The following is a 25026-nucleotide window of genomic DNA, read 5'->3' as shown; positions in this document are numbered from 1 at the left end:
CTCCGTACAGAAAGCGTCCACACGTGGCAAACATCAAGTCGCAGATCAAGCGCAACAAGACCAACGACAAGGCTCACGAGCGCAACAAGGCCGTGAAGAGCGAGCTGAAGACGCACATCCGCGCTGCGCGCGCAGCTGTCGTCACCGGTGACAAGGCTGCAGCCGAGGCTGCACTGAAGGCCGCTTCCCGCAAGCTCGACAAGGCCGTCAGCAAGGGTGTCATCCACCAGAACCAGGCTGCGAACCGCAAGTCGTCCCTCGCCAAGCAGGTGTCCGCTCTCTGAGCCGACTCGCCTGAGGTGTGAAGAGCCCGTCCCGTTCGCGGGGCGGGCTCTTTCGTGCGCCATGAGCCTGAGGCCCGACCTGCCGCGATGGTGCGTCGCGCGCGTGCATCGGGCACGTGCGTCGGACCATCGGGATGACGCGACGCCTCGGGCCGACTCTGGCGGGGCTACTCGCCGAAGGGCTGACGGGTGGCGATGACGGTCAGCATGCGCTCGAGCGCGAAGATCGGGTCACGGGCCGCGCCCTTGACCTCCGCATCCGCTCGAGCCGTCGCCTGGATCGCCATGCCGAGCGAGCGCTCGTTCCAGCCGGCGAGGTCGCGCCGAGCGCGATCGACCTGCCAGTCCTTCATGCCGAGTCTCTGGGCGAGCTGTCTGCTGGGCTCACGGTTGCCGGCGACCCTGGCCATGGTGCGCAGCTTCATCGCGAAGGCGGCGACCATCGGCACGGGGTCCGCGCCGGAGGCGAGGGCGTGCCGCAGTGCGACGAGCGCTTCACCGTAGCGACCGGCGATCGCCGTGTCGGCGACGACGAACGCCGAGACCTCGACTCGACCGCCGTAGTACTTGGTGACGACGTCTTCAGTGACGTCTCCCTCGACGTCGCCGATGAGCTGCTGGCATGCGGCGGCGAGCTCGGTCAGATCATCGGCGAATGCCGAGACGAGAGCGCGGAGCGCGGGCGGGGCGATGCGCTTCTTCGCCGCCGTGAACTCCCCCGCCGCGAAGTCGACGCGATCGCTGTCGCGCTTGATCGCGGCGCACGGGATCTCGATGCCGTCGCCGGCGCCTCCGCGCAGAGCGTCGAGCAGTTTCTTGCCTCGGACACTCGCACCGGTATGGCGGAGGATGACCGTCGCACCCTCCTGAGGGTGCTCGAGGTACGACACCGCCTCCTGCAGGAAGGCATCCGAGCACTTCTCGACTCCCGAGACGCGCACCAGACGCGGTTCGCCGAAGAGCGACGGGGAGGTGAGCGAGAGGAGCGTGCCCGGCGCATAGTCGTCGGCGCGGACGTCGGTGACTTCGAGCGCCGGGTCTTCGGCGCGCAGATAGTCGCGGACTCCGGCGATCGCTCGCTCGGCGCAGACCTCTTCGGGCCCGAAAACGAGGACCACCGGAGCAGGGCGCGGATCGCGCCAGGACACCTGCGGGATCTTCGCCGCCTTGGCACCTCCACGAGCGGGGGGACGAGATGCGGCCATGTACTCAGCCTACCGGGGGCGGCAGACGTCGCTCCTCGTCGTGCGCCCGGACGCCACCTCCGCCTCACGGGGGCCGGTTCTCGGTCCAGAGCTGCAGGTCGCCCTCCCGCAGCCCGACCAGCAGCCGGCCCTGCTGATCGGTGCGCAACACGGACGCACCGGTCGCACCGAGCAGGTCGAGTGTCTCGATCCGCGGATGGCCGTAGTCATTTCCCGCCCCGGCGCTGAACAGCGCCACCGTCGGTCGCAGATCGGCGTACAGCTGCGCGTCCTGATCGGCGCTGCCATGATGGGCCACCTTGACCACGGCGTAGCCACCGGAGAGCGGAGCGGTGCGCGCCAGCATTCGCTGCGCCTCCGCCGACAGGTCTCCCAGGAACAGGGAGCGCGGCACCTCGGCTCCGCCGACCTCGACCACGACGCTCGAGTCGTTGCCCGGCGGGAACGCTCGCAGATCCCGGGTGGGCCAGAGGACCCGCCAGGAGGCTCCGCCGAGCTCACCCCGCAGACCCGCGTAGGCCGTGGTCACCGTGGCTCCCCCGTCCGCGAGGCGTTGGAGGATCGCTTGATCTCCGACATCGCCCGGCGGTCCGTGCAGAACGACGTCGGCCATGCCCTGGACGGCATCGACGCCACCGACGTGATCGAGGTCGAAATGAGTGAGGACGAGCAGATCGATGCGAGTCACTCCGAGGCCTCGGAGGCAGTCGGCGAGTGGTGCCGGGTCCGGTCCGGTGTCGATCACCGCGATGCTCCCCTGTGAACGGATGACGAAGGCATCGCCCTGGCCGACATCGCAGGCCGCCACGGCCCAGCCGTCGGGGTTGGTCATGGCGGCCAGAGGACCGCGCAGTACGACCTGCGCGCAGCCGAGCGCCAGCACGACGGTGAGGATCGCACCGGAGGCGACCCGAGCGGCAGGGATCGCTCGCAGACCGTCCGCGAGGACGATGCCAGCGGCCAGGCTCACGATCCCGACCACCGCGGCGCTCAGCAGACCCGGAACGACGAGCACCTGAGCGAACGGGAGCGCGGCCGTCAGATGCGCGGTCTCGGAGATCCAGGCGGCAGGGAGCCACGCTGATGCCGTGAAAAGGTCCGCCATGACCGGCACGGGTGCGGTGAGGCAGGCGAGCAAACCGATGACCGTCGCGAGTGGAGCCGCGGGCGCGGCGAGCAGGTTCGCGACGAGCCCCACGAGCGATTGCTGCTCCGCGAACAGCGCGATGATCGGGCCGCACGCGAGCTGGGCCGCTGCAGGCACGGCGATGGCCAGTGCGAGCGGTCCCGGCATCCATCGACGGAGTTCCTTCGCGAGCGGTGGCGCGAGCAGGATCAGCGCCCCTGATGCCACCGCAGACAGCGCGAACCCGGGAGTCGAGGCGAGCCATGGGTCCGCGATGAGGATCGCGACGACGCTGAGGGCGAGCATCCCCACTCCCGCGCGCGGGCGTCCGATCAGGACGGACATCATCGCGACGCCGGCCATGACGGCCGCTCGGATCACGCTGGGCTCGGGGGTGACCAGGATGACGAACCCGGCCAGCCCGACGGCGGCACTGATCACTCGGACCGCACGCCCCGCCCCGCACCACGCGGCGAGCCAGAACACCGCGCCGACGACGATCGCGCAGTTCGCCCCTGATACCGCGGTGAGGTGGCTGAGCCCACTGGTGCGCATGTCGTCGTTGAGTTCCATCGACACCGCTCGGGTGTCCCCGACGGCAAGGCCGGGGAGCAGACCCGCCCCGGGGTCGGGAAGCATCGATGACCGCTCCACGAACCCGGCGCGGAGATCGGCGGCCACCGCGAACACCCCGGACGCAGGAGCCTCGACCGCCGCCGCACTCGCGTACACGACCAGTGCCGACCTCTCCCCCGGATCCGTCGCCGAGGCTTCGCCTGTGACCCTCACGTGTGAGCCGAGATCGAAGCCGTCTGCGGGGGCGATGCCGATCCGCACGGGCGCCGATGCCGGAGCGACATCCCCTGGCGAACCGATCCCGGTGAGCTGCACCTCCATCCACAGCCGTCCGTCGCGCCCGACCGACGCCGATGAGGTGACGTCACCCGTAGCCTCGACCACGCGGCCATCCCACGAGGCCACGCTTTCGCGGGCGGACAATGAGGCCAAGGCCGAGATCGATACCGCGGCCATCGCTGAGAGCACGACGAGCACGAGTGCGGCACGGGAGGCCGCCCGATCCGCGCGTCGCAGCACGAGCTCGCATACGAAGGCCGCTCCACCCGCCGCCGCGAGCGCACACCACCCCGCCGCGGCCGGCACGAACACGCACAGGAGCGCAACGGCCCACACTCCCCCGGCGACGGGAAGAAGGCGCAGATCCCGCCTCACGCGCGCACGCCGTCGCGGATCTGGAAGATCACGGTTCCGCCCAGATCGTTCGCCCCGGTAGACACGCACATCAGCACACCGTATTGACTGGCGAGAATCGATAAGCACCAGCATGCCGACGCGCGTGGAGAACAAGTGAAAGCCGGCTGGGTGTGCAGGACTAGACGGACGCGTTAGCTCGCAGTCAGATCTAACTGCGGCGCCCCTCTCGCAGAAACTCCAGCAAGACGCTCGTCTCTTGCATCTGGTCGGTCAAGACTTCATCTCGCGGGAACCCAAAGCCCACAGCGGCTGGACGAGAACCCCTCGCCAGCGTTGAGCGTCACAGTCACGCCCTTGTGCGCCGAGGTCACGAAGTTATTGTCGAGGATGTCGCCGGTGCCATCGTTACGCTCCCAGTAGCAGTCAGAGACAGCGCCCACCGTGCGGTAGGTGCCCGCCTTGACCGTCTGTCCGACCACATGGTCGCCGTCGAAGAAGCCGCTGAGGACCATATCCAGCTGCGGAGCGAATTCTGTGCAATACACGCGCACGGCGGGACCGTTGATCTGCTCGATCGCACTCGCTGAGTTCCACCGCGACGCGATGACGGCATCCGGAGTGGTCGTCGACTTCAGCTCCTCGCAGTAATCACGACCTCTGGCAGACGAATACATCTCATTCGTGCCCTCAGGCTTTGCCAGCGCGAGGTACTTCTCATCGAGCTCCTTGTCAGCCGCAGACGCCAGCTCCTCTTCGCGCTGCTCCTCCGAACCGACAAGCAGCATCGCCACATCGACCGAGGTCTTCGCGTCCTTCAACTGACGTGTCGTGTACCCCATCGAGCCGAGCACAAACTCGAGGGCGTCCAGCTCGGCCTTCAGCTCCTCACGCTTTTCCGGGTCGCCGTAGACTTCTGATTCGTCGTATCTCCTCCAGCCCTGGAGCAGCGCGGTCTCAGCTTCACGCAGTGCTGTCGCGTGCTCCGCCTTGCCTTCTTGGCGCGCAGCTTCGGCGGCAGCGTCAGCCGCCGCCTGTTCCTCGGCGCGAGCGTTAGCATCCGCGACGGCTACCGACGTCGCGATGCCTCCAGCGACCAAGATCACGGCCAAGACTGCCCCGACGATCACGTTGCGCTTGCGATGGCCACCAGGCGCAGGAGCAGTCGCTCCGAGGTTCTCACTCATGAGCCGAATCATATCGGCCAGTGCTGCGCCGCCTCGTCGTAGAGTGCCACGGGCTTGAGAGCCGAGGGCGTTTCATTTCAATGTCTGGCCCTGTGAAAAAGGTCGAACGCAACGCGCGACACCGATGACCGGTGGGAATTCGACGGCTACGACGTCCTCGAGTCGACGATGCCTGAGAGCTTCAGGCATTGGGCCACTGGATCGACGCGTCGAACCTCACCTCGGAGGAATCGGCGGCCGCGGTTCTTCGACGCATCCGCACTGCGAGCTGAGCGCTACCGCGATCCTGACGAGGCGCCCGCTCACTGGCGACGGTCCGGCGCACTCACTGTCCGAGGCCGACGCGGTCGACCTTGCGGTGGTAGCGCATTCCCGCGAGGCCACCGAGGATCGCGCCGACGAGGGTCACGATCGCCGCGCCGACGGCCGTCAGGATGCCGGTGACCGTCGCAGTCTCAGGAGTGACCGGGATGCGCGGGAAGCCCTGCAGGTTTCCCAGGATGTCCCACTGGGAACCGGCGATGGCGGTGACGATCGCGAGGATGATGGCGACGGCGATCGCCCAGATCCAGACGGCGATCCCCTGCTTTGCTCCGCTGAAACGAGCCATGCGGCCGGCGACGTATCCACCGGCGAAGTACGAGACCAGCAGCACCAGCCCGATCACGATGATGGCGACGATGCCCCCAGCGCCGAAAGCCTGGTCCGCTGCCTCGTCGACCGACGTGCCGGAGTTGAGCCCGATAGCCGCGCCGATCGCCGCGGCGAGAGCCGTGAGGAGGACGGTCGTGCCCATGGCGGTCAGCCACCCGAAGAAGGCGGTGCCGAACTTCATGCCGCCGAACTCGTCCTTCTCGCGCCGATGGACGTCGTCGCGGAGGGTACGCGCGTCCACTTCGGCCGCGGCCCTGGCCGACTCCGGGGCCGAACGGGGCGGGGCGGTCTCGACCACATGATCGGTGCGCACGGTGTCCGCCGATGCCGGCACGTACGCAGGATCCGAAGCAGGGACGGGCCGAGAGGCGTCGTCTGCGCGGCGGGAGTCATCCGGGGTGCTGTGCGGAGTGGTCATGCGATGAAGCTAGGTCCCCGGCCCGCAGCCGTCGAAGACGCTTGCTCGAACGCGGGAATGCGCGTATCCTTCCCGGCCCGAGCATCGGTGCCTTCACACCTCCGCGCCAGCCCGCTAACGTGTCTCGGGTGAGCAAGGGCGAGCGCGAGGATGCCGGTGACCCGCCGTCGAATGCGCACCGAGCAGACCTCGAGCAACGGCTGGGCGAGCTTCACCGACAGCTCGAGGACCTCTCTCGGGATCGTCTTCGTTGGCCGCAGGGAGCGCCTCTGCATCTGCAGGAACGGTCCGAGGAGCTCGAGGGCGAGGCTGACGAGATCCGGAAGCAGCTCGGACTTCCGGCCGCACTTGGACGACCACCACGCCGGAGCTGGCCGGGCTGGGTCGTGCTGGTCACCGCAGCCGCACTGATCCTGTGGGGCGTGTACCAGTTCGCGCGATGACCCCGACGTCAGTCCAGGTGCGAGGAGAGCTCTGCGATGATCTCCCCCACGATTCGCCGGGCGCCAGCCAGCTCCCCGACCAGCGCGATGAGATCCGCCAGCCGCGACGACGGCGCCTCATGGGTGCGTGCGATCTGCAGGTTGGCCCTGAGAGTCAACGACACCCCCGACAGCCCGGCCTCCAGCGCCTCCAGCCCGACGGCCAGATCCATGTCGAGGTGACGATTGCCGACCTCTGCGAGGAGCCGTGCCTCCGGTATGAAGGCGAGACCGATCCTGCCGAGAGCGGCCGTGGACTCGGCGGCCTCGACCGCGGCGTCCCTCACCCGAGGCTCACGGTCCTCATCGTCGTTCGACAGCGCCAGAGCCTCGCCGAAGCGCGCGGACACGACGCCGTCGGCTTCGACAGCCTGCAGTGCCTCCCCGCGCAACGCCGCCACGCGCGCGGCGCACTCCGCCGCGCGGGAATCATCCGGCGTATACCCCGCGACCATGCGCAGCAACGACGCTCCGAGGCCGAGCATCACGCCTGATGCCGCTCCACCTCCGGGAGAGCCCTGCGGCTGCCCGAGCGCCTCGAGCCACGCGTCCATGGGCGTGGATGGCGGGATGTCCGGGGAATCTTCCATGCAGGTCAGAATATCCGCCGTCTCCTCCTCGCCCGAGCCAGCCTCATACCCTCACGCCGTCGCGGATCCCGGCGAGCATCTTCTCGCCGATCCCTGGCACGCCGAGCAGATCGTCGACGGACTGGAACCGGCCGTTCTCCTCCCGCCACGCGATTATGCGCTCTGCCAGCGCCGGACCGATCCGCGGCAGGGTCTCCAGCGCCGCCTGATCGGCGGAGTTCAGATCGATCAGATCGTCCGCAGGCTGGGGCGCCCCCTCCTCAGCGGCGACGCCGACCACGGGTACGAGGATCTGTTCGCCGTCGGCGAGGACGCGGGCGAGGTTGATGGCCGACAGGTCGGCATCCGCCGTGGTCCCACCGGCCGCCGCCACGGCGTCGACGAGCCGGGAGTCGAGGTCAAGGACATAGAGCCCTGGGTGCTCCACCGCACCGAGGACATGCACGTACAGCTCGCCCGCCGCGCCCGCGGATGCGGAACCAGCCGTCGGGAGCGGCACGGAATCGCTCGGCGGAGCCTGCCCCCGCAGCAACCCGAGCCCGACGGCGGCCGACAGCACCACCAGCGCGAGCACGATCGCCGCGCCGAGGCCGAGCCGGAAGCGGCGTGGCCTCGGCGCTTCGGTCAGGGCGTCGGGCATCCCGCCACGCTAGCTGCGGACCGGGACGCCGGACAGACATCCGGCCGCCCTGCGGGGAGGAAACCCGCGGACGGCCGGATGTGCAGAGCAGGTACGCAGGCTGGGCCGTGCGCTCAGCCCTTGACGACGATGCTGACGATCTTCGGAGCGCGCACGACGACCTTGATGATCTCGCGGTCGCCGATCGAGCGGATCACCCGCTCATCGGCGCGGGCGAGCGCTTCGAGCTCCGCCTCGCCGATACGTGCGGGCACCTCGAGCTGAGCGCGGACCTTGCCGCCCACCTGCACGACGGCGGTCACGGTGTCCTCGACGAGCAGAGCCGGGTCGGCGGAGCGCCAGGTGACGAGTCCGACCGAAGGCTCGTGACCGAGGATCTCCCACATCTCCTCCGCAGTGTGCGGGGCGATGAGGTCGAGCATCACGGCGACGGTCTCGGCTGCCTCGCGCACCGCGGGGTCCGCCGGGCCGGCGGCACCGTCGATCGTCTTGCGGGTGACGTTGACCAGTTCCATCAGACGCGCGACCAGGACATTGAACTTCGTCTGCTCGACGAGCCCTGGGGCATCCGCCAGCAGCTTGTGGGTCGCACGGCGCAGCGCCGCATCTCCTCCGGCGAACACGACGTCGACGGGAGAGGACACCTCGTGGGCGATGCGCAGCGCGCGGGCGAGGAACTTCTGCGCACCGGTCGTCGAGACGTCGGCCCAGTCCTTGTCGTCCTCCACGGGTCCGGCGAAGGCGAGGCCGACGCGCAGAGCATCGGCTCCGTAGGCGTCGAGCTCCTCCTCGAAGAGGACGAGGTTGCCCTTGCTCTTCGACATCTTCGCGCCGTCGAGCAGCACCATGCCCTGGTTGATCAGGTTCGAGAACGGCTCGGTGAAGTCGATCAGCCCCATGTCGAACAGGACCTTCGTGATGAAGCGCGCGTAGAGCAGGTGCAGGATGGCGTGCTCGACGCCACCGATGTACGAGTCGACCGGCGCCCAGCGGGAGGCCAGCGTCGGGTCGAACGCGACGGTGTCGCTGTTCGGCGACAGGAAGCGCAGGAAGTACCAGGAGCTGTCCACGAACGTGTCCATGGTGTCGGGGTCGCGCAGCACCGGGTCACCGGTCGCGGCGTCGACGGTGCGCACCCAGCTCTCGGCCGCGCCCAGCGGCGACGATCCCTTCGGCTTCAGGTCGAGACCCTCGACGCTCGGCAGCTTCACCGGCAGTTGGTCCTCCGGCACCGGGATGATGCGCCCGTCCTCGGCATGCAGCATCGGGATCGGCGTGCCCCAGAACCGCTGGCGCGAGATCAGCCAGTCGCGGAGGCGGTAGTTCTTCGCCGCCCGACCGGTGCCGGATGCCTCCAGCTGCTCGATCGCGCGGGCGATCGCGTTGCGCTTGGACAGGCCGTTCAGCGGACCGGAGTTGATCATCCGCCCCTCACCGGTCAGAGCGACTCCGGTCGAGGCGGGGTTCTGCTCGTCGAGCGCGGCGCCGGTGTCGATCGGCACACCTTCGTCGTCGACCTCGATGACGGGCATCGCACCCGTGATGGGCGCCGTCGTGTCGACGACGACCTTGACGGGCAGGTCGAACGCGCGGGCGAAGTCCAGGTCGCGCTGGTCGTGTGCGGGCACGGCCATGACCGCGCCGTGTCCGTAGTCGGCCAGCACGTAGTCCGCCGCCCAGACCGGCAACTTCTCGCCGTTCACCGGGTTGACCGCATACCGCTCCAGGAACACGCCGGTCTTGGGGCGATCGGTCGACTGACGGTCGACGTCGGTCGTCTTCTGCACGTCCGCCAGGTACAACAGGAAGCGCTCACGTACCTCGGTCGGAGCATCCGCCGCCAGTTCGGCCGCCAGATCGGAATCCGGTGCGACGACGAAGAAGGTGGCGCCGTGCAGCGTGTCGGGACGCGTCGAGAACACCGTCACCGGCTCCTCGCGTCCCTCGATGCGGAAGTCCACGTCGGCACCGATCGAACGGCCGATCCAGTTGCGCTGCATCTGCAGCACCTTGTGCGGCCAGAAGCCCTCGAGCTGGTTCAGGTCGTCGAGCAGGCGGTCGGCGTAGTCGGTGATCTTGAAGTACCACTGGGTGAGCTTCTTCTTCACGACCTCGGCACCGCAACGGTCGCACCGTCCATCGACGACCTGCTCGTTCGCGAGCACCGTCTGATCGTTCGGGCACCAGTTGACAGCGCTCTTCTTGCGATACGCCAGACCACGCTCGTGCAGCTTCAGGAACAGCCACTGATTCCAGCGGTAGTACTCGGGGTCGGACGTGTGCAGCACGCGCGACCAGTCGAACGAGACGCCGTAGTTCTGGAAGGCCTGCTTCTGCTGCGCGATGTTCTGGTACGTCCACTCACGCGGGTCCGCGCCCTGACGGATCGCCGCGTTCTCGGCGGGCAGACCGAAGGAGTCCCAGCCGATCGGGTTCAGGACGTTGTGACCGCGGTGACGCCAGAAACGCGCCACGATGTCGGAGTAGAGGTAGTTCTCCGCGTGCCCCATGTGCAGGTCGCCCGAGGGGTAAGGGAACATCGCCAGCACGTAGCGGCGGGGCCGCTTGTCGTCGTCGCCGCCGGTGAGGAACGTCTCATTCTCCGCCCAGTACTTCTGCCACTTGGCCTGGATAGCGTGCGCCGAGGAGGACTCCTCGTCGACGGGAGAGGTGGACAGGTTCTCAGACAACGAACGCACGACCAATCTGGAGGGAAACAGGGATCAGTTCAGGATATCGGAAGCCCAGGCCGCGGGCGTTTCCGCGCCCAGCGCTGCCAGGGGCGCCCGCGCCTTCGTCGCCACCTCCGCGATCTCGGCTGCAGCGACCGATCGCCAGGTGATCCCGCCCCCGGCTCCGACGATCGCCTGGTCGTGCTCGACGACGATGCTGCGGATCACCATCGCCAGGTCGAGCGCCCCTTCCGCATCGATGTATCCGAAACAGCCGGCATAGATGCCGCGCGGGCCGCCCTCCAGCTCGTGCAGCCGTGTCATCGCCGACAGCTTCGGGGCACCGGTCATGCTGCCGGCCGGGAAGGATGCGTCCAGGAGCGCCCCGACCGTGATGCCGGCAGCCGCCGTGCCGCTGACGGTGCTGACGAGCTGATGCACGGCCGGATATGTCTCGACCGCCCACAGCGCCTCCACGCGGACGGTTCCGGGGTCGCAGACTCTCGAGAGGTCGTTGCGCATGAGGTCGACGATCATGACGTTTTCGGCGCGCTCCTTGACGTCTGCGGCGAGCTCCGCGGCGAGCGCGGCGTCGTCACCCGCATCCCGACCGCGCGGTCTTGTGCCCTTGATCGGGCGGGTGCGGATGATTCCGCCTTCGGCGTGGAGGAACTGCTCGGGGCTGGCGCTCAGCAGCGAGCGATCGCCGATCCGCAGAAACCCCCCGTGATGGGCGGGCGTCGCCGACCGCAGCCGCCGATAGGCCGACACCGCGTCATGCGCACCCAGGACGGTGAAGCGCGTGGTGAGGCACAGCTGGTACGCGATCCCGGCGCGGATCAGGTCTCGGCAGCGTTCGATGAGCGCGGCGTACTCGTCCGGCGTATGCCTCGCCTCCACAGCAGGTGCCACCCCGGCGTCCCCCACCGGCTCGGCGTGCTCGCCGTGCTGCACCACGAACGACGCCCAACCGTCGAGCTTCGTCTCCGCGGCCGACACCCACACGGTGCCTGTCGCATGATCGAAGGCCGCGAATCGCGTGACCTGCAGCCAGGCGCCGCCCGGAGCATCCGCGGCATCCGACACCGGTGCTCCCGCGGCGCGCGCCCCGGTCTCGTAGTCGTACCAGCCGACCCAGCCGTCTCGAAGCGGAGGATGAGCGGGATCGGCCACCACGGCGGCGTCGAGTCGCACGCCCGAGGGGACGGTCGACGGCTCCCCTGTACCCACGAAGCTCCAGCCCTGCTGCGCGTCGTCACCCGCGTCGAGCCAGAACACGTCCGAGCACTCTTGTTCGAGCGCGAGGAACACCGCTTCGGGGTCGACGCCGCCCGAGAGGACGCGGGCGCTCAGACGTTCGGGCACGTTCTCAGCCTAGGCCGCGCCGTCTCCCGTATTCTCAAGGGGTGGACGACTTGGTGCCGTGGCTGATCGACTTCATGCGGTCCATCGATCCGGTCGCCCGGACGCTCATCGCAGGACTCGCGGTCATGCTCGAGACCAGCGTCCTGATCGGGCTCGTCTTCCCCGGCGACACCGTGGTGCTCGTCGCCTCGATCGGCATCACCAGCATCCCGCAGGCCGTGGCCATGGTCGTGACCGTCGTGATCGGCGCGCTGATCGGCGAGAGCATCGGATTCTGGCTCGGGCGCTGGATCGGTCCGCACATCCGCACGTCGTGGGTGGGGCGCCGCGTCGGTGAGGACAACTGGGTCCGTGCCGAACGCTATCTGGCCCGTCGCGGCGGTATAGCGATCTTCCTCTCCCGCTTCCTGCCGGTGCTGCACTCGCTCGTCCCCCTCACTGTGGGCATGAGCCACTACTCCTACCGTCGCTTCCTCGCCTGGACCGCACCCGCCTGCCTGCTCTGGGCCACCGCCTACGTGAGCATCACCTCGCTCGCAGCCGGCAGCTTCGACGAGCTCGCGGACCGCGTGCACTATGCGGGCTACATCTTCGTCGGCATCATCGCGCTGTTCCTGATCGCCGTCTTCGTCGGCAAGAAGGTCATCTCCCGCCTCGAAGCCCGTCACCTCGACATCTCGGACGCGAAGGACGCGACCGACGTGAAAGACTGAAGCAATGGCTTCGTCACCCCCGGCGCCCCGGATCCACTGGTTCGCGCGTCTCGAACACCGCCTCCACGTGTGGCGTGAAGGACGAGCGCGCCGTCGCGGTCGTACCGCGACCATCCTGCCCTTCCCCGGATACGGCGGTCCCGGCTGGGTCCGCGTCGTCGGACGCGTACTGATCGTCCCTCCGGCGCGCAGTACGAAGGACGGCGAACCTGCCAGCGTCCGAGGATGGCGCAGCTTCGTCGGCATCCCGGTGAGCTTCGCCAAGGTGTCCGTGCAGATCGGCGACTCGCTGCACCATGTCGTGGCCGACCGGGGTGGCGTCATCGACTCCGTGATCCACGTCGAGCTGGAGCCCGGGTGGCAGACCTTCACGTTCTCGGTCGAAGGTCAGGAGCCCGTCGAGGCCACGGCCTTCATCGTCTCGGGCTCCACCCACTTCGGCGTGGTCTCCGATGTCGACGACACCGTGATGGTGACCGCTCTCCCCCGCCCGTTCATCGCCGCGTGGAACTCGTTCGTGGTCGACGAGCACGCGCGCATCCCGGTGCCAGGAATGGCCGTGCTCCTCGATCAGGTGCTCCGCGAGTACCCTGGCGCCCCGATGATCTACCTGTCCACTGGTGCGTGGAACGTCGCCCCGACGCTGCGCCGTTTCCTCGGACGCCACCTTTTCCCCGCCGGGTCCATGCTGCTCACCGACTGGGGTCCCACTCACGACCGCTGGTTCCGCAGCGGCCGTGAGCACAAGCTCACCAACCTCCGTCGACTGGCCACCGAGTTCCCGCACGTCAAGTGGCTGCTCATCGGTGACGACGGGCAGCACGACGAGGCGATCTACTCCGAGTTCATGGACGAGCACCCCACCTCCGTCGCCGGTGTGGCGATCCGTCGCCTGCTCCCCGCCGAGGCCGTCCTCGCCGGTGGACGTGCCGGTCATGAGCCGCACTCCGAGGACGTCGCGCCGTGGGTGAGCGCGGAAGACGGCGCTGGGCTCCGCGACCTGCTCGGCGAAGCCGGCATCCTGCACTGACATGGACAGCCCCCTGCCCCGGGCCACCTGGCTGGAGCGCGAACGAACACACCAGGAGCGGGCGGATTCCCTCACCGCCGCCCATCGGGATCGAGCCGCGCGCGGCGAGAAGCATCCGGTCTGGGACTTCCTGTTCACGTACTACAGCTACAAGCCCGCTCAGCTGCGCCGCTGGCACCCCGGGGCGGGCGTGGAGCTGTCGGATGCGCCGGAGCGGCGAAGCTGGCGGTGGTACTCCCCCGGCACCACCGCCGACGGAGCAGTGCCCGACGCCGCGGCATTCACGCGCGAGAAGTCAGACCTCGCCGGCCTGATCGAGCGGATGCTGCGCCGCACCGCCTCCCGGCCGGGCCAGTTCGGCTGCTTCGGGCTGCACGAATGGGCGATGGTCTACCGCGCCGACGAGCACCGCCACCCCGTGCCGCTGCGCCTCGGACAGGCTGGGACCGACGAGGTGGTCGAGAGTCACGACCTGCGGTGCACCCACTTCGACGCCTTCCGGTTCTTCACCCCTGACGCCGTGCCCCGCAACCGTACGGCACTGACGCGGGACGAGCAGTCGCTCTTCGAGCAGCCGGGCTGCCTGCATGCGGGCATGGATCTGTACAAGTGGGCGGTCAAACTCGGACCGCTGGTCCCGGGTGAGCTGCTGCTGGATGCTTTCGAACTCGCCCGCGACATCCGGCTGCTCGACATGCAGGCAGCGCCCTACGATCTCGCCGACTGGGGCGTCGTGCCGGTCCCGATCGAGACCGCGGACGGCAAGGCCGAGTATGTGCGTCAGCAGCGCGGGTTCGCGGAGCGCGGGGCACACCTGCGCGGTGCGCTGCTGGACGCGTGGCTCGGCGAATCGCGACCCACAGCGGTCGCCGCGGAGACCGTCCGCGCCTGACGCCTCACTCGACCGGTGCGCAGTCCGGGCAGGGCAGCCACCCGACATCGGCGGATGCCGACTCGAGGCGGAGTGCCATCACCCGCGTCGCGGCATCGGCCAGCCGGTCTGCCGGCAAGGCCCCTGCGTCGACAGCCGCCGTGATCCCGGCGACGATGTCGCCGGCGGTGTCCGGTGTCGATCCTGCGATCATGAGCACCAGGTCACTGCCGGCGATGACTGCGCTGACCGCATTCGCCACCGGATCGGCGTATTCGGGGATGCCGGAGGACTGCAGCATCCCGAGGTCGTCCGTGACGATCACGCCGTCGAAGCCGAGCTCGTCGCGGGCGATCTCATGCCAGCGGGGTGACAGGGAGGCAGGTGCCGCATCGACGGCCGTGTAGGCCAGATGACCGAACATCAGCAGCGACGCCCCGGCGTCGATGCCCTCGACGAAGGGCACGGCATCCCTCGCCCGCCAGTCCGCGAGGCTCTCCGCGGTCGTCGGGATCGCGTGGTGGGAGTCTCCAGGAGCTGCACCGTGGCCGGGGAAGTGCTTGAGCGTCGACGCGACGACCTGCTCCTGCGCGTCCGTGGCCGCTGCGACGCGATCGCCGGATGACCGAGGATCGGTCCCCAGCGCCCTGCCGTGGATGAACGATGCCGGATCAGAGGTCACGTCGGCGACGGTTCCGAAGTTCACGGTGACCCCAGCTTTGGCCACCAGAGCAGCGCGGGCCGCGAACGCCGCCGACGTGTCGGCGACCGGGCGATCCTTGAGCGTGGTGGATGCGGGATACGTGTCGTTCGCGAGGCGGGAGACGATTCCGCCCTCCTGATCGATCGCGACGAGCGGGGGCAGCTCGGGGTCGACCGTCAAGGCAGCCGTGACGTCCGGCAGGGCGGCCTCGTCGGCGGGGATGTTGGCGCCCATGAGGATGAACCCGCCGAGCCCCTGCGCCATATACGCGTGCAGGGCCGAAGCATCCGTGCTCGGGATGTGCCCCATCACGATGCTCGCGGCCTGCTCGGCCGTCGACATCTCGGAGACCATCTCCGCCGCCCGGTCCCGAGGGTCGCCGATGCCGGCGTGAGCCGAGCCGGCCCAGGCCTGGGGCGACCTCGCCGTAGCGGCGACCGCCGACGACTCGGCCGACGCCGTCACTGAGACGGTCACGGCCGAGAGTCCGACGATCGCCGCAGCTGCGACCGCCAGCGCACGTCGCGGACGCAGCATCGGCTCAGGCGCTGAGCGCGTCGACGATCGGCACCGCCGTGTCGGCCGTGCCGTTGCCGAAGCGGATCGTACGTCCGAATGTCGACGGATTGCCGATGGTCTCGGCGATCACGGCGGCGACATCCGCACGGGCGACCTCGCCGTGTCCCTCCGGCTCGAGTGCGATGAGTCCCGAGGGCTCCTCGAAGGTGAGGGTGCCGGGCCCCAGGATCGTGCCGTCGAGCCCGGTGCCGCGCAGGTGCTCGTCCGCTGCCCACTTCGCGTCCGCGTAGGCGAAGAAGCCGTCGTCCTCCGGCACGCCGTGGTCGGCCTTCGAGCCGATCCACGAGACCATGACGTATCGCCTCACGCCGGCGGCGCCTGCGGCATCCATCGTGCGGATCGCAGCGTCACGGTCGACCGCATACGTGCGGTCGGCTGAACCGCCGCCCGCCCCGGCCGACCAGACGACCGCGTCGTGCCCGCGGATGATCTCGGTCAGCGCATCCGTGTCGAGCTGTTCGACATCGGCGACCAGCGCCTGGGCGCCCGTCTGCTCGACATCGGGGATGTGGTCGGGATTGCGGATGACCGAGGTGACCTCATCTCCGCGGGCGACGAGCAGCGGGGCGAGAAGCAGGGCGATGCGGCCGTGGCCGCCGAAGACGATGATTCGCGACATGCCTTCACCCTACGCGCCTGCACCGACACCGGCTCAGCTGTGGGCACTCAGCGGGGGCCCTGAGAGCTGTCGATGACGAACGCCTGAGGATGTCCAGGCAGGTAGCGGACGACGACCGGTTGATCAGAGGGGAGATACGCATCCCGGTCCGGGTAGACGGCAGGCGTGAAGAAGTTGCTTTCCACCGTGTACGTCACCCCCGTCGAGGTCGTGAACGTGACCCAGTCGCCGTCCAGGGTCCCCGTCGTCGGCTGGCCGTGTTCGTGGATGTAGGCGCGCGTCAGCGGCACCCCGGTCAGGCTCAGAATGCCGATCACGAGGTTCGCCAGCATCACGAACGCGAGGATGCGGAACCCGATCCGACGCACCGTTCCCCCGATCGGGCGGCGGGCCGACTCACCGACGGGAAGCAGCCCCTCGCGTTCTCTGATGCGCCGCAGGGCCGCGTCGGGCGTCGCAGCGGAGGCCGACATCGCGAAGAGCCCGAGGATCGAGAATCCGGCGATGAAGACCATGGCGTAGCCGTGCGCGGCCGGGAAGTTGACCAGCCAGATCAGGGTGTCGAGGACGTTCATCGTCCGGCCTCCTGTTCGATCGTGACCGCGACGGTCTGCGGATCCTCGCGACGGTAGAACGCCCAGATCGGCGACCCCACCTGGAAGTGCGAGATCGCTTCGGGGAAGGCGAACACCGTGGTGTCGGCCTCCCACGTCGATGCGCCCTCCGGTGCCAGCAGCACCTTGAGCGCGAGCTCGCTCTGGCCGTCGCGGCGGCGTCCGGTGGGGCGCACCTCGAGCACCGAGGCGGGAACCTGGATGCCGGTCGTGCGCGCCTTCACGAGGCGCGGATCGATGAGACCTCTGTCGATGCGCCACTGCAGCATCGCCTCACGGACGACGGGATCGCTCACGTCGGCGAGCTCGACCGCGTCCTGGTGCGTCGTGCTGTACCTGACGGGCACGGGCTGACCCACCTGCAGTGCGGCGATGTCGGTCGGTGGAACCAGCATCCGCAGCTGCCCGATGAAGTCGTCCCCGGCCCGTGGGGTGACGCGCACGAACAGGTCGTACTGGGGCACGTCGTTCACGCTCAGCCCGGTGCGGGAGACCTCGACGATGCGGCCGACGCCGATCTCCGCTTCTCCCGTGATCCGGCTCCGCCGTCCGAGGCCGGTGAGGAGGCCGCCGAAGGTGAGGATCAGCCCCCACGCCACGCCGATCAGGATCGGAGCGCCGAGAGTGTCCTCTCCGACGAAGGGGAGGATCGACCGGCGCTGGTCGACGCCGAACAGGCCCTCGCCGGTCCAGATCACGAGCCACGCCGACAGGAGCAGCCAGATGACCAGGAGCGCGATGCGGATCATGCCCCCAGCGTAGCGACGGCGGCCCTCCGGGGCACCACGGCGGCGCCGATGGGGCGGCCCTCACGAGGTGCGGACGGATGCGGTCGCCAGGGCGCGCTGAACGCCTTTCGCCGCAGAGCGACCGGCGCGATTCGCACCGATCGTGCTCGCCGAGGGTCCGTATCCGACCAGCTGCACACGAGGGTCCTGCACCGCGGTCGTCCCTCGCCCGTGACGGTCGAGCTGGATGCCGCCCGCCGCGCTGCGCAGATGCAGCGGCGCGAGGTGCGCGATCGCCGGGCGGAATCCCGTGGCCCAGAGGATGACGTCGACCTGCTCGAATGAGCCGTCGGCCCAGCGCACCCCATCCGGCTCGATGCGCGCGAACATCGGCCGTCGTGCGGCGTAGGCCCCCAGGCGCTCGGCTTCGCGCTCTTGCGGGCGGAGCATGAGCCCCGTCACACTCACCACGCTCTCGGGCGGCAGGCCCTGCGCGACGCGCTGCTCGACCAGGGCGACGGCCGCGGCGCCGGCCTCGGGCGTGAAGTCATCGCTGCGCCAGACCGGCTCCCGACGCGTGACCCAGAGGGTGTCGGTGATCGGGGCGAGCGCTCCGAGGAACTGCACTGCCGATGCTCCGCCTCCGACGACGAGAACGCGCTTGCCGAGGAAATGCTCGGGCCCCGGGTAGTCGACCGTGTGCAGCTGCTCGCCGACGAAGGTCTCCATCCCGGGATAGTGCGGGAGGAACGGCTTCGTCCACGTACCGGTCGCGTTCACGATCGTGCGGGTCTGCCACTGCCGCTCCCCCGCATGCACTACCAGGACTCCGCCGTCGTCCTCGACCCTGTCCACGCGAACCGGACGCACCACGGGCAGGTCGTGCGCCGTCTCGTACGCCGCGAAGTACGCCGGCACCGCCTGGTTCGCCCGCTGGCCGTCGCGCGGCGGTGGCTCGTCGTCCGGCAGTTCGGCGACCCCGTGCACGTCGCGCATCGTGAGCGCATCCCAGCGGTGCCGCCAGGCTCCCCCCGGCTCGTCGTCGGCGTCGAGCACGACATGCTCGATGCCGAGGCGGCGCAGATGGTAGGAGGTCGAGAGACCGGCCTGACCCGCGCCGATCACGACACTGTCCAGGATGTTCACGCTCATCACAACGCCACCATCGCCGCCGTTGTTCCCCTCGCCCCGACGCGCCCGGGAGCATCGCCTCGATTGGTGCTCCGCGCGATGCGTGTAGTACTCTGTTCAAGTTGCTTCGAGCAGTAAGGAAGCGATTCTGGGCCTGTGGCGCAGCTGGTAGCGCACCTGCATGGCATGCAGGGGGTCAGGGGTTCGAGTCCCCTCAGGTCCACAACGAAACCCGCGAGAGATCGCGGGTTTTTGTGTTTCCCGACTTGCTGGCGATGTATCGAATGCGGGCAATCAGCCTAGTTCTTGCCCTCATTTGTCGTCGCCGCCGCCGCGCTGGCGTTCCCGGGACACAGCGGGTCGTCGCGGGCTCCGACGGGCTTCTTCTGGATAGTCAGACCAAAGGTGGCCCTGCAGCAAAGCCCGAAGTCCGGCTCTGTCTAGTATCTGTCTGACTGGCGAGGGCCGCCGCTACAGGTTGCCTGGACGCAGATGCGCCGTAACCACCTACGTCTCCAAGCGAGCGCACCTCGTCGACTACCGCCGCGTCGAGTCGTGTCCGGTCGCTGTCCATTGTCTCGCGGCATCGAAGATCGAGCGAGAACAACGACGCCACGAGAGCGTCTGCAAGGGCACCATGGATGATCTCTCTATATCTGCGTTGACTGCTCCATGGCAGCACTGGGCTCTCGCTCATCGGAGTGGGGAGGGTTGAGCCAGATACTTGCTCCGGTGCGGCCCAGCTTCACCAATATCTCTAGTCATCATCTCCGGTCCCCTCTTGTTCCGCGAGACCGCTGATCAACCCTTCGATTGCTCGCTGACCTTCCTGGAGTCGCTGACGGGTCATCTTGCGTGCCTTCTTGAGCCTCTCCATCTCCTCCCCAATCCACATCCGCCGATGCCGACCGTTCTCGAAGACGTGATAATTCGTGAAGAACGTTCTGAAGAATTCCTCGATTGAGTCTTGGTCTGCCTGCTCGAGATGTTGATGCTCGTACGCCATCCGCGCAGGCCCATAAACAAAGTTCGGGACAACCCACATCGTCGAGTACTGTTCAGCGATCCGGGGTAGCCTCTCCGCCCAGCCCGGTTCGGCTACCAAGAATGCGAAGATCGCGGCGGCCCAGTCGTACTCGAAGGCAGCAACCAGGGCGTCGGCGGCGCCGACGCTCTCGGTGAGACTGGCGATGACCAGTGCCTCAATCCGTCCGCGCACCTGGCTCGCGTGCGTGTATGACTCGTGAGCGAGGACTTCATCGGGGAGGGCCCCGTCGTCCCCGTGAACTCGTGTCGCCGGCTCACCGTGGCAGGCACCGGTCGCACGCGCAGCATCGCGGAAGCGAATTTCATCGCATGCTGCTCGTCGTTCAGGTCGGGACTGGCCTCCAGCTCGAACGATGCAAGCCAGAAGACACGGGTCTGCTCGCTTCCGGCGCACCGGTCACAATGACATGGCCTAGAAGCGAACGCGGGCGAGATGGTCGTCAGCGCTGGCGAGGTCGGAGTACAAGTTCTGCTGCACTGTCCAGCCCTCCCCCGGCGGGGAACACGAGCTTCCAGCGCAGGTCGACGGTCACACGGCCCGCGCGCGGTTCTCCTCGACGAGTTCGAGCTGGGAGAACATTTCGGTCGCAGCGTTCACCCACGGGAATACCGTGTCCCCCGGTATCCGCGCCTGATTGAGCACTTTCCCCGAGTCGAATGCCTCGGCTTTCACGAACTTCATTCGCCGGCCGTCGTCGTCCCAGAACAACTCTAAGGAGAACGGCCGCAGCTTTCCCTTGTGGGTTCGCCGAACGAACTGGACGATGACGTACCCATCGCCCGCCTCCTCGTCGAAGAGACGTACGCCCTCGATGTCCTCGTGCTCCGCGAGGCGATCCCGTACAGCCGCCCCCGCCAGACCCAGGTGCGGAGGCTCGGCAACGACGTCACCGCAGAGATGCAGTCGGCGTACGGCCGGATCGACCGCCCCGCAGCCACTTTCAAGTTGTGAACAACCCGACGCTCTTGCAGTGCTGTCATGACATACCGCGGAAAACAAAGCTTGATGACATGGAATGGCAAGATCACCAATGAGAAACCGGTCATTTGGTGAGACGAGATTTTCCCGCAATCATGGCGACGGATGCTGGGTCGGGGACCTGCGAATCGAAGGTGTGCGGGTGGACGCCGCCCGCGGATCAGGTTGCGAGATCGCGCTTCGGCGATGCGCGACTGCTGTTCAGGGCGCCCGCGGTAGCTTCACCTCTTGCTAGGCAATGCGCGGCGAGGAGCGGTCACATCGGCTCCGGGTCGATCGTTCTGCTCCAGCGGCGGGCAGACACAACCACTCCCGCGCGCATCCAGAATCGTTGCGCGTCCGGGTTGGTCGTGCGCCAGTCGACCCGCAGCTTCGGGATTCCTCGCGCGGCGGCCCAGGCGTTTGCCGCTTGCATCAACGCGCCACCGATTCCGCGGCCGCGCGCGATCGGAGCGACAGCGGCGAGCACGATCTCCGGCACCGATTCCGCGGTATCGATGGCTAGGAAACCCACCAAGTCTCCTTCATCGCCCTCGACGTGACCGAACACGACTACTTCGTCGGTGGCGGCCCAGTCGAGGAAAGAAGCGTCGAGTTCACGGAGAAACCGGTCCGACCGCGGAGCGAACACCGGGCTCTTAGCCTGATGAGTCGAAATCAATGGTACGAGTGGCAACACTCGGCGGAGCTCGTGCCTGGCTAGCAATCGCGCACCACCCGCGTCCTTGTGCCCTGCAGCCTGGGTCCGGATCGCTCCGTAGGCCTGTTGATGACCGAATCCGAGCGAAGCGACCGCGGTCTCGATCGGATCACCATCTCGCACAGTAATCTGGTGCGTCCAGATGCCTCGAGCGGTCCAGGCGCTGGCAGCCGAGGTGTAGAGGGCGGCGAAAACTTCCGATGTCGACGCGGCCCAGGCGCCCTGTCCTACCATGGCGGGGCGCAGCGCGTCATCGACGATCAAGCCCTGCAAGGTTCCGTCGGTGCCGATCGCCTTCCAGCCTGAAACGTGGGCTGGTTCGGAGAGATCGAGGCTCTGCTCAGTCTGCCCGAGCGTGCGCGCCAGCCCCACCCGCTCCGCGCGAGTAATCAGTTCCGGTCCGTGAACTCTGATGCGAGGGAGAGCCATTCTTGTCCTTTCTGCTCGTGATGCGACGCGAAATCGTCTGTTTTACTGAACGGGCCCAGAATGTTCCAGCCGGGAGGAGCCCGCTGCCGGCGCAGCCCAACGGGAACACTTTCTCGGGGGATCGGTTCACGAATGAATGGTTGCATGCCGCCCGCCCTCGCTTCTCTCGGTCGCCCGCCCTGGCCGCGAGTTACGGGGAGCTCGCGGAACCCGATACGCTCCCGGGCGGGTCCTCTCCTTACGTGGGGTGTCGATCGTCATCCAGCACACCCAGGACTTGATCAGCGCACCCAGCCTTCCTGTGAAGGCGATCGGCGTCGGCGAGTCGTCAGGATGCGCGAGTTGGATGTAGCCGTCCCGTCGCCCGAGGCTGATCGACGGTCCGAGGAGGCCGATCGAGATCGTCTCCGCGTTGCGGCGACGGAGGGCTGCGAGCAGTGTGTCAGCCGCGGCGCCGCCGAGCGGAAGAGCCACCCGGGCTCCCATGGGAAGGTGTGCGGCCACGGCATCGGGAGGGCTGACCGCGTCGCCGGCGCCTAAGATTGCCGGCTCGGTGAGGCAGACGAGGGTCTCGTCGACCAGCATCCGCCCGTACCGGTCGACGGGCAGACCGCTTCGTGCTGCGAGATCGGGAACCTCGAAGCCCGCCGCCCAGACGACGAGGTCAAAAGCGTGTTCCGCGCCGTCCGACGTCGTGACCCCTCCGGGAACGACTCGGGTGACGCGAGTGCCGTCGAGGATCTCGACCCCCAAGCCTTCGAGACTCCGACGGATTGATCGGCGTGCCGCAGGACGGAGGCCACCCACGAGACGGTCACCGGCGAGCAGGGTCACCCGGAGCTCGGGGTGTGCCTCCGCCAGTTCGGCGGCGGTCTCCACTCCCGTGGGGCCTCCGCCCACGACGCAGATCCGTCGGACGTGTCCCGATGCGATACGGTGCGCGATGGCCTCCGCGCCTTTGACGTCCCCGATGGTCTCCGCGTGCTCCTCGACGCCCGGTACGTGCGTCGAGGAGCGAGAGCCGACCGCGTAGATCAGCTTGTCGAACCGCAGGTCGACCTTTCCTGCTGGAGTCTCCACGTGCACGGTCCGCGCCACCACGTCGATTCGTCGCGCCTGGCCCACGAGGAGATCGACCTCTCCGTGGATCATCGACCTCAGCGGGAGAGTTGCATCCGCGACTCCTGCGGCGTGCTCATGCAGCCGGATCCGGTGTACGAACAGATCGGTTGGGTTGATGATCGTGACGCGGGTGCGCGCGCGCTCAGCAGCGGTGAGGGATGCCCATAGACGGTTGGAGGCGATCATTCCCGCGTATCCTCCGCCGACGATCACCACGGAGGTGATCAGTCCGGTGGGCGACGCCGACCGCAGACCCGTATGCATGTCGGGCATCAGAAGCGCGCGACGAAGCTGCCGATCACGCGGTCGATGGCCGCGAGGTCTGCTTCGGAGTTCGCCTGGACCGCGACGGTGATGGTGTAGCTGCCGTCGTTCGCGGTCGCCGCGAGGAAGATGTAGGCCGCGCCGACTCCGCCGCACTCCTCGTAGACCGCGTAGCTGCCAGTGTGTACGCCGTCCTCGAACGCGGCGGCATCGTCGGGTGTGCAGTTCTGCCCAGGAACTCGTCGGCGCGCTGTAGGAGCACGTCGGGGCTCACTCGTGCCGCGGCATCCGTCGAGGCCGCGATCCAGACGCCCGGAGTGTTCCATCCCTCCTCGAACCCGGCCATGTCGGGAGAGGCGATCACGCTCACCCAAGTGCCGTCGTCGTTGGTGTAGCCGGCGCCGTCGACATCAGCCCAGGCGGCCGGGACTTCGACTTCGATGGTGCCCGAGTCGTCGGATATTGCGACGAACTCGCCGGCGGCCACCGCACTGTCGGCGTCCTCGGGGCGGTCGCCGCCGGAACTGAGTACCTCGACCGGTTCGAGCACATCGCCGTTGAATTGTCCGCGGTAATAGATGCCCTCGGCCGGACGATAGACGTCGACGTCGAGGGTCGCCTCCTGACCGTGGGTGCGCAGCACGTCGCAGTAGTCGGCGAGTGTGCCGTCCTGACCCAGCGTGACGCCCTGGAGTTTCGTAATCAGATCGCCCGGCTCGACTCCGGCATCGTCAGCAGGCGACCCGGACTGCACGGAGCTGACCCAGACACCGAGGCCCTGACCGTCCTCATCGGAGATCGCTTGTGCGTTGACGCCGAGGCTGAGCACGCTCTTTCCAGCCTGGAGGTCGTCCAGGACGCCGGTGACCTCGTCGCGGTGGATCGCAAGGTTCATGTCGTGGGTGTCGTTGCCGGCGTAGTTCACACCAACGAGCCGGCCCTTCTGGTCGACGAGGGGGCCTCCGGAGTTGCCGCCGCGGATCCGAGCATCGTGCTCGATGACGCTGTCCAGCGATGCCCACGGGGTCTCCCCGACGGTCGAGGCCTTGGAGACGATCCCGCGTGTCATCGTAAAAGTCGGGTCGCCCAGCGGGAAGCCCGCAGCATAGACATCCGTCGCGGTCTTGATCTCGCCTTCGCGCCAGCCGAAGAACGGGAAATCGTCACCGGTCAGCTGGATGACCGCGAGGTCGAGGCACTCCGAGGATCCGAGCACCTTCGCGTTGTACGTCTTCGACGTGTCGCCTCCCAGCCAGACGTCGAGCGTCCCCGCACCCACGACGACGTGGTTGTTGGTCACCGCGATCCCGTCGGAAGAGACCAGGAACCCGGACCCGCGACCGGCCGCCTCGTACCCCCCGTGCTCGGGAGAGACGAACGTGCCGAGCGCCTCGATCTGGATCGTGGCCGACTGCACGCCCTCGAAATCGACGGGAGCAGCGGAGTCGGAAGTGGCTGCTGGTCCCGTACATGCGGTGAGACCGGCGCCGATCAGCGCCAGCGCGCCGATGCGGAGAACGGGACGACCTGAGCGTCCCCGGGATTCATTGATCGTCATGCTGCGAGGTTAGGAAGGGGCTCTTGCAGTGCTCTTTCCTTCGTCAGCCGCGCCCTTTCAGTCCGCTTTCACGTCGTTGTCGGACACGAATCCCCTTCCGAACGCCG

The 25026-nt window shown here is 68.0% G+C and carries 24 protein-coding genes and 1 tRNA gene; 7 read left to right on the top strand and 18 right to left on the bottom strand.

Annotated features, from left to right (window positions below; all coding sequences use genetic code 11):
• Positions 1 to 23: 23 nt before the first annotated feature.
• The gene (rpsT, locus tag BLW44_RS08505; protein WP_060926154.1) at positions 24 to 284 is read left to right on the top strand and encodes a 30S ribosomal protein S20; all 261 of its coding nucleotides are present in this window, start codon (positions 24 to 26) and stop codon (positions 282 to 284) included.
• Between the two features lie 167 nt (positions 285 to 451).
• On the opposite strand, the gene holA is transcribed toward rpsT, so the two are convergent.
• The 4 genes from holA to BLW44_RS08485 all read right to left on the bottom strand — a co-directional run bounded on the left by holA (position 452) and on the right by BLW44_RS08485 (position 6083).
• Positions 452 to 1489 carry a DNA polymerase III subunit delta gene (gene holA / locus BLW44_RS08500; RefSeq protein WP_060926155.1) on the bottom strand — a complete coding sequence of 346 codons (1038 nt, stop codon included), beginning with the start codon at positions 1487 to 1489 and terminating at the stop codon, positions 452 to 454.
• A gap of 64 nt (positions 1490 to 1553) precedes the next feature.
• Positions 1554 to 3845, bottom strand: coding sequence for a ComEC/Rec2 family competence protein (locus BLW44_RS08495; RefSeq protein WP_245647359.1), 2292 nt, complete (start codon positions 3843 to 3845; stop codon positions 1554 to 1556).
• A gap of 260 nt (positions 3846 to 4105) precedes the next feature.
• Positions 4106 to 5011 carry a hypothetical protein gene (locus BLW44_RS08490; RefSeq protein ID WP_060926157.1) on the bottom strand — a complete coding sequence of 302 codons (906 nt, stop codon included), beginning with the start codon at positions 5009 to 5011 and terminating at the stop codon, positions 4106 to 4108.
• Positions 5012 to 5336: 325 nt separating this feature from the next.
• Positions 5337 to 6083, bottom strand: coding sequence for a hypothetical protein (locus BLW44_RS08485; RefSeq protein ID WP_074731714.1), 747 nt, complete (start codon positions 6081 to 6083; stop codon positions 5337 to 5339).
• Positions 6084 to 6211: 128 nt separating this feature from the next.
• Here BLW44_RS08485 and BLW44_RS08480 point away from each other — a divergent pair, with 128 nt between their 5' ends.
• Positions 6212 to 6526, top strand: coding sequence for a hypothetical protein (locus tag BLW44_RS08480; RefSeq protein WP_060926158.1), 315 nt, complete (start codon positions 6212 to 6214; stop codon positions 6524 to 6526).
• An 8-nt stretch (positions 6527 to 6534) separates the two neighbouring features.
• Here BLW44_RS08480 and BLW44_RS08475 read toward each other — a convergent pair whose 3' ends face one another.
• From BLW44_RS08475 to BLW44_RS08460, 4 genes are all read right to left on the bottom strand, one after another.
• Positions 6535 to 7155 (bottom strand): cyclodeaminase/cyclohydrolase family protein, encoded by a 621-nt coding sequence (locus BLW44_RS08475; protein ID WP_082724480.1) that lies wholly within the window; start codon positions 7153 to 7155, stop codon positions 6535 to 6537.
• Between the two features lie 43 nt (positions 7156 to 7198).
• Positions 7199 to 7795, bottom strand: coding sequence for a ComEA family DNA-binding protein (locus BLW44_RS08470; RefSeq protein WP_060926160.1), 597 nt, complete (start codon positions 7793 to 7795; stop codon positions 7199 to 7201).
• Positions 7796 to 7908: 113 nt separating this feature from the next.
• Positions 7909 to 10485, bottom strand: a complete 2577-nt coding sequence (leuS, locus tag BLW44_RS08465; RefSeq protein ID WP_060926161.1) for a leucine--tRNA ligase — start codon at positions 10483 to 10485, stop codon at positions 7909 to 7911.
• A gap of 33 nt (positions 10486 to 10518) precedes the next feature.
• Entirely contained in the window at positions 10519 to 11832 is a 1314-nt protein-coding gene (locus BLW44_RS08460) for an anthranilate synthase component I family protein (protein WP_060926162.1), read from the bottom strand.
• A 41-nt stretch (positions 11833 to 11873) separates the two neighbouring features.
• Here BLW44_RS08460 and BLW44_RS08455 point away from each other — a divergent pair, with 41 nt between their 5' ends.
• From BLW44_RS08455 to BLW44_RS08445, 3 genes are read left to right on the top strand one after another with little or no spacing between them, the layout of a single operon-like run.
• Positions 11874 to 12545 (top strand): DedA family protein, encoded by a 672-nt coding sequence (locus tag BLW44_RS08455; protein ID WP_060926163.1) that lies wholly within the window; start codon positions 11874 to 11876, stop codon positions 12543 to 12545.
• Positions 12546 to 12549: 4 nt separating this feature from the next.
• Positions 12550 to 13575 carry an App1 family protein gene (locus BLW44_RS08450; RefSeq protein WP_060926164.1) on the top strand — a complete coding sequence of 342 codons (1026 nt, stop codon included), beginning with the start codon at positions 12550 to 12552 and terminating at the stop codon, positions 13573 to 13575.
• A 1-nt stretch (position 13576) separates the two neighbouring features.
• Complete coding sequence (locus tag BLW44_RS08445; protein ID WP_060926165.1) at positions 13577 to 14467, top strand: hypothetical protein; 891 nt, start codon at positions 13577 to 13579, stop codon at positions 14465 to 14467.
• A gap of 4 nt (positions 14468 to 14471) precedes the next feature.
• On the opposite strand, the gene BLW44_RS08440 is transcribed toward BLW44_RS08445, so the two are convergent.
• The 5 genes from BLW44_RS08440 to BLW44_RS08420 are packed head-to-tail and all read right to left on the bottom strand — an operon-like array spanning position 14472 to position 18835.
• A complete protein-coding gene (locus BLW44_RS08440; RefSeq protein WP_060926166.1) occupies positions 14472 to 15686 on the bottom strand; it encodes a glycoside hydrolase family 3 N-terminal domain-containing protein in 1215 nt (404 codons plus the stop codon).
• Between the two features lie 4 nt (positions 15687 to 15690).
• Positions 15691 to 16347 carry an SDR family oxidoreductase gene (locus BLW44_RS08435; protein WP_060926167.1) on the bottom strand — a complete coding sequence of 219 codons (657 nt, stop codon included), beginning with the start codon at positions 16345 to 16347 and terminating at the stop codon, positions 15691 to 15693.
• Between the two features lie 47 nt (positions 16348 to 16394).
• Positions 16395 to 16922, bottom strand: a complete 528-nt coding sequence (locus BLW44_RS08430; protein ID WP_060926168.1) for a hypothetical protein — start codon at positions 16920 to 16922, stop codon at positions 16395 to 16397.
• Positions 16919 to 17710 (bottom strand): hypothetical protein, encoded by a 792-nt coding sequence (locus BLW44_RS08425; protein ID WP_060926169.1) that lies wholly within the window; start codon positions 17708 to 17710, stop codon positions 16919 to 16921. Before BLW44_RS08425 ends, BLW44_RS08430 begins: the two co-directional genes overlap by 4 nt.
• 60 nt (positions 17711 to 17770) lie before the next feature.
• Positions 17771 to 18835: an NAD(P)-binding domain-containing protein gene (locus BLW44_RS08420; RefSeq protein ID WP_074732067.1), complete on the bottom strand. Its 1065-nt coding sequence runs from the start codon at positions 18833 to 18835 to the stop codon at positions 17771 to 17773.
• A 135-nt stretch (positions 18836 to 18970) separates the two neighbouring features.
• Here BLW44_RS08420 and BLW44_RS08415 point away from each other — a divergent pair.
• A tRNA-Ala gene (locus BLW44_RS08415) sits at positions 18971 to 19043 on the top strand.
• A 534-nt stretch (positions 19044 to 19577) separates the two neighbouring features.
• Here BLW44_RS08415 and BLW44_RS08410 read toward each other — a convergent pair.
• Both BLW44_RS08410 and BLW44_RS18005 read right to left on the bottom strand, forming a co-directional pair.
• A complete protein-coding gene (locus tag BLW44_RS08410; protein WP_060928736.1) occupies positions 19578 to 20039 on the bottom strand; it encodes a hypothetical protein in 462 nt (153 codons plus the stop codon).
• A gap of 357 nt (positions 20040 to 20396) precedes the next feature.
• A complete protein-coding gene (locus tag BLW44_RS18005; RefSeq protein WP_157519666.1) occupies positions 20397 to 20549 on the bottom strand; it encodes a hypothetical protein in 153 nt (50 codons plus the stop codon).
• Between the two features lie 57 nt (positions 20550 to 20606).
• Here BLW44_RS18005 and BLW44_RS08405 point away from each other — a divergent pair, with 57 nt between their 5' ends.
• A complete protein-coding gene (locus BLW44_RS08405) occupies positions 20607 to 20819 on the top strand; it encodes a hypothetical protein (RefSeq protein ID WP_060928737.1) in 213 nt (70 codons plus the stop codon).
• Between the two features lie 283 nt (positions 20820 to 21102).
• Here BLW44_RS08405 and BLW44_RS08400 read toward each other — a convergent pair whose 3' ends face one another.
• The 3 genes from BLW44_RS08400 to BLW44_RS08390 form a co-directional block, all read right to left on the bottom strand.
• The gene (locus BLW44_RS08400; RefSeq protein ID WP_060928738.1) at positions 21103 to 21975 is read right to left on the bottom strand and encodes a GNAT family N-acetyltransferase; all 873 of its coding nucleotides are present in this window, start codon (positions 21973 to 21975) and stop codon (positions 21103 to 21105) included.
• A gap of 126 nt (positions 21976 to 22101) precedes the next feature.
• A complete protein-coding gene (locus BLW44_RS08395) occupies positions 22102 to 23370 on the bottom strand; it encodes an NAD(P)/FAD-dependent oxidoreductase (protein ID WP_060928739.1) in 1269 nt (422 codons plus the stop codon).
• 25 nt (positions 23371 to 23395) lie between these two features.
• Positions 23396 to 24919 (bottom strand): S1C family serine protease, encoded by a 1524-nt coding sequence (locus tag BLW44_RS08390; RefSeq protein WP_083389575.1) that lies wholly within the window; start codon positions 24917 to 24919, stop codon positions 23396 to 23398.
• Positions 24920 to 25026: the final 107 nt, after the last annotated feature.

This window comes from Microbacterium hydrocarbonoxydans (assembly GCF_900105205.1).
Taxonomy (GTDB): Bacteria; Actinomycetota; Actinomycetes; order Actinomycetales; family Microbacteriaceae; genus Microbacterium; species Microbacterium hydrocarbonoxydans.
The sequence above is the reverse complement of the archived record's forward strand: the minus strand, read 5'-3'. Positions and strand labels throughout refer to the sequence as shown.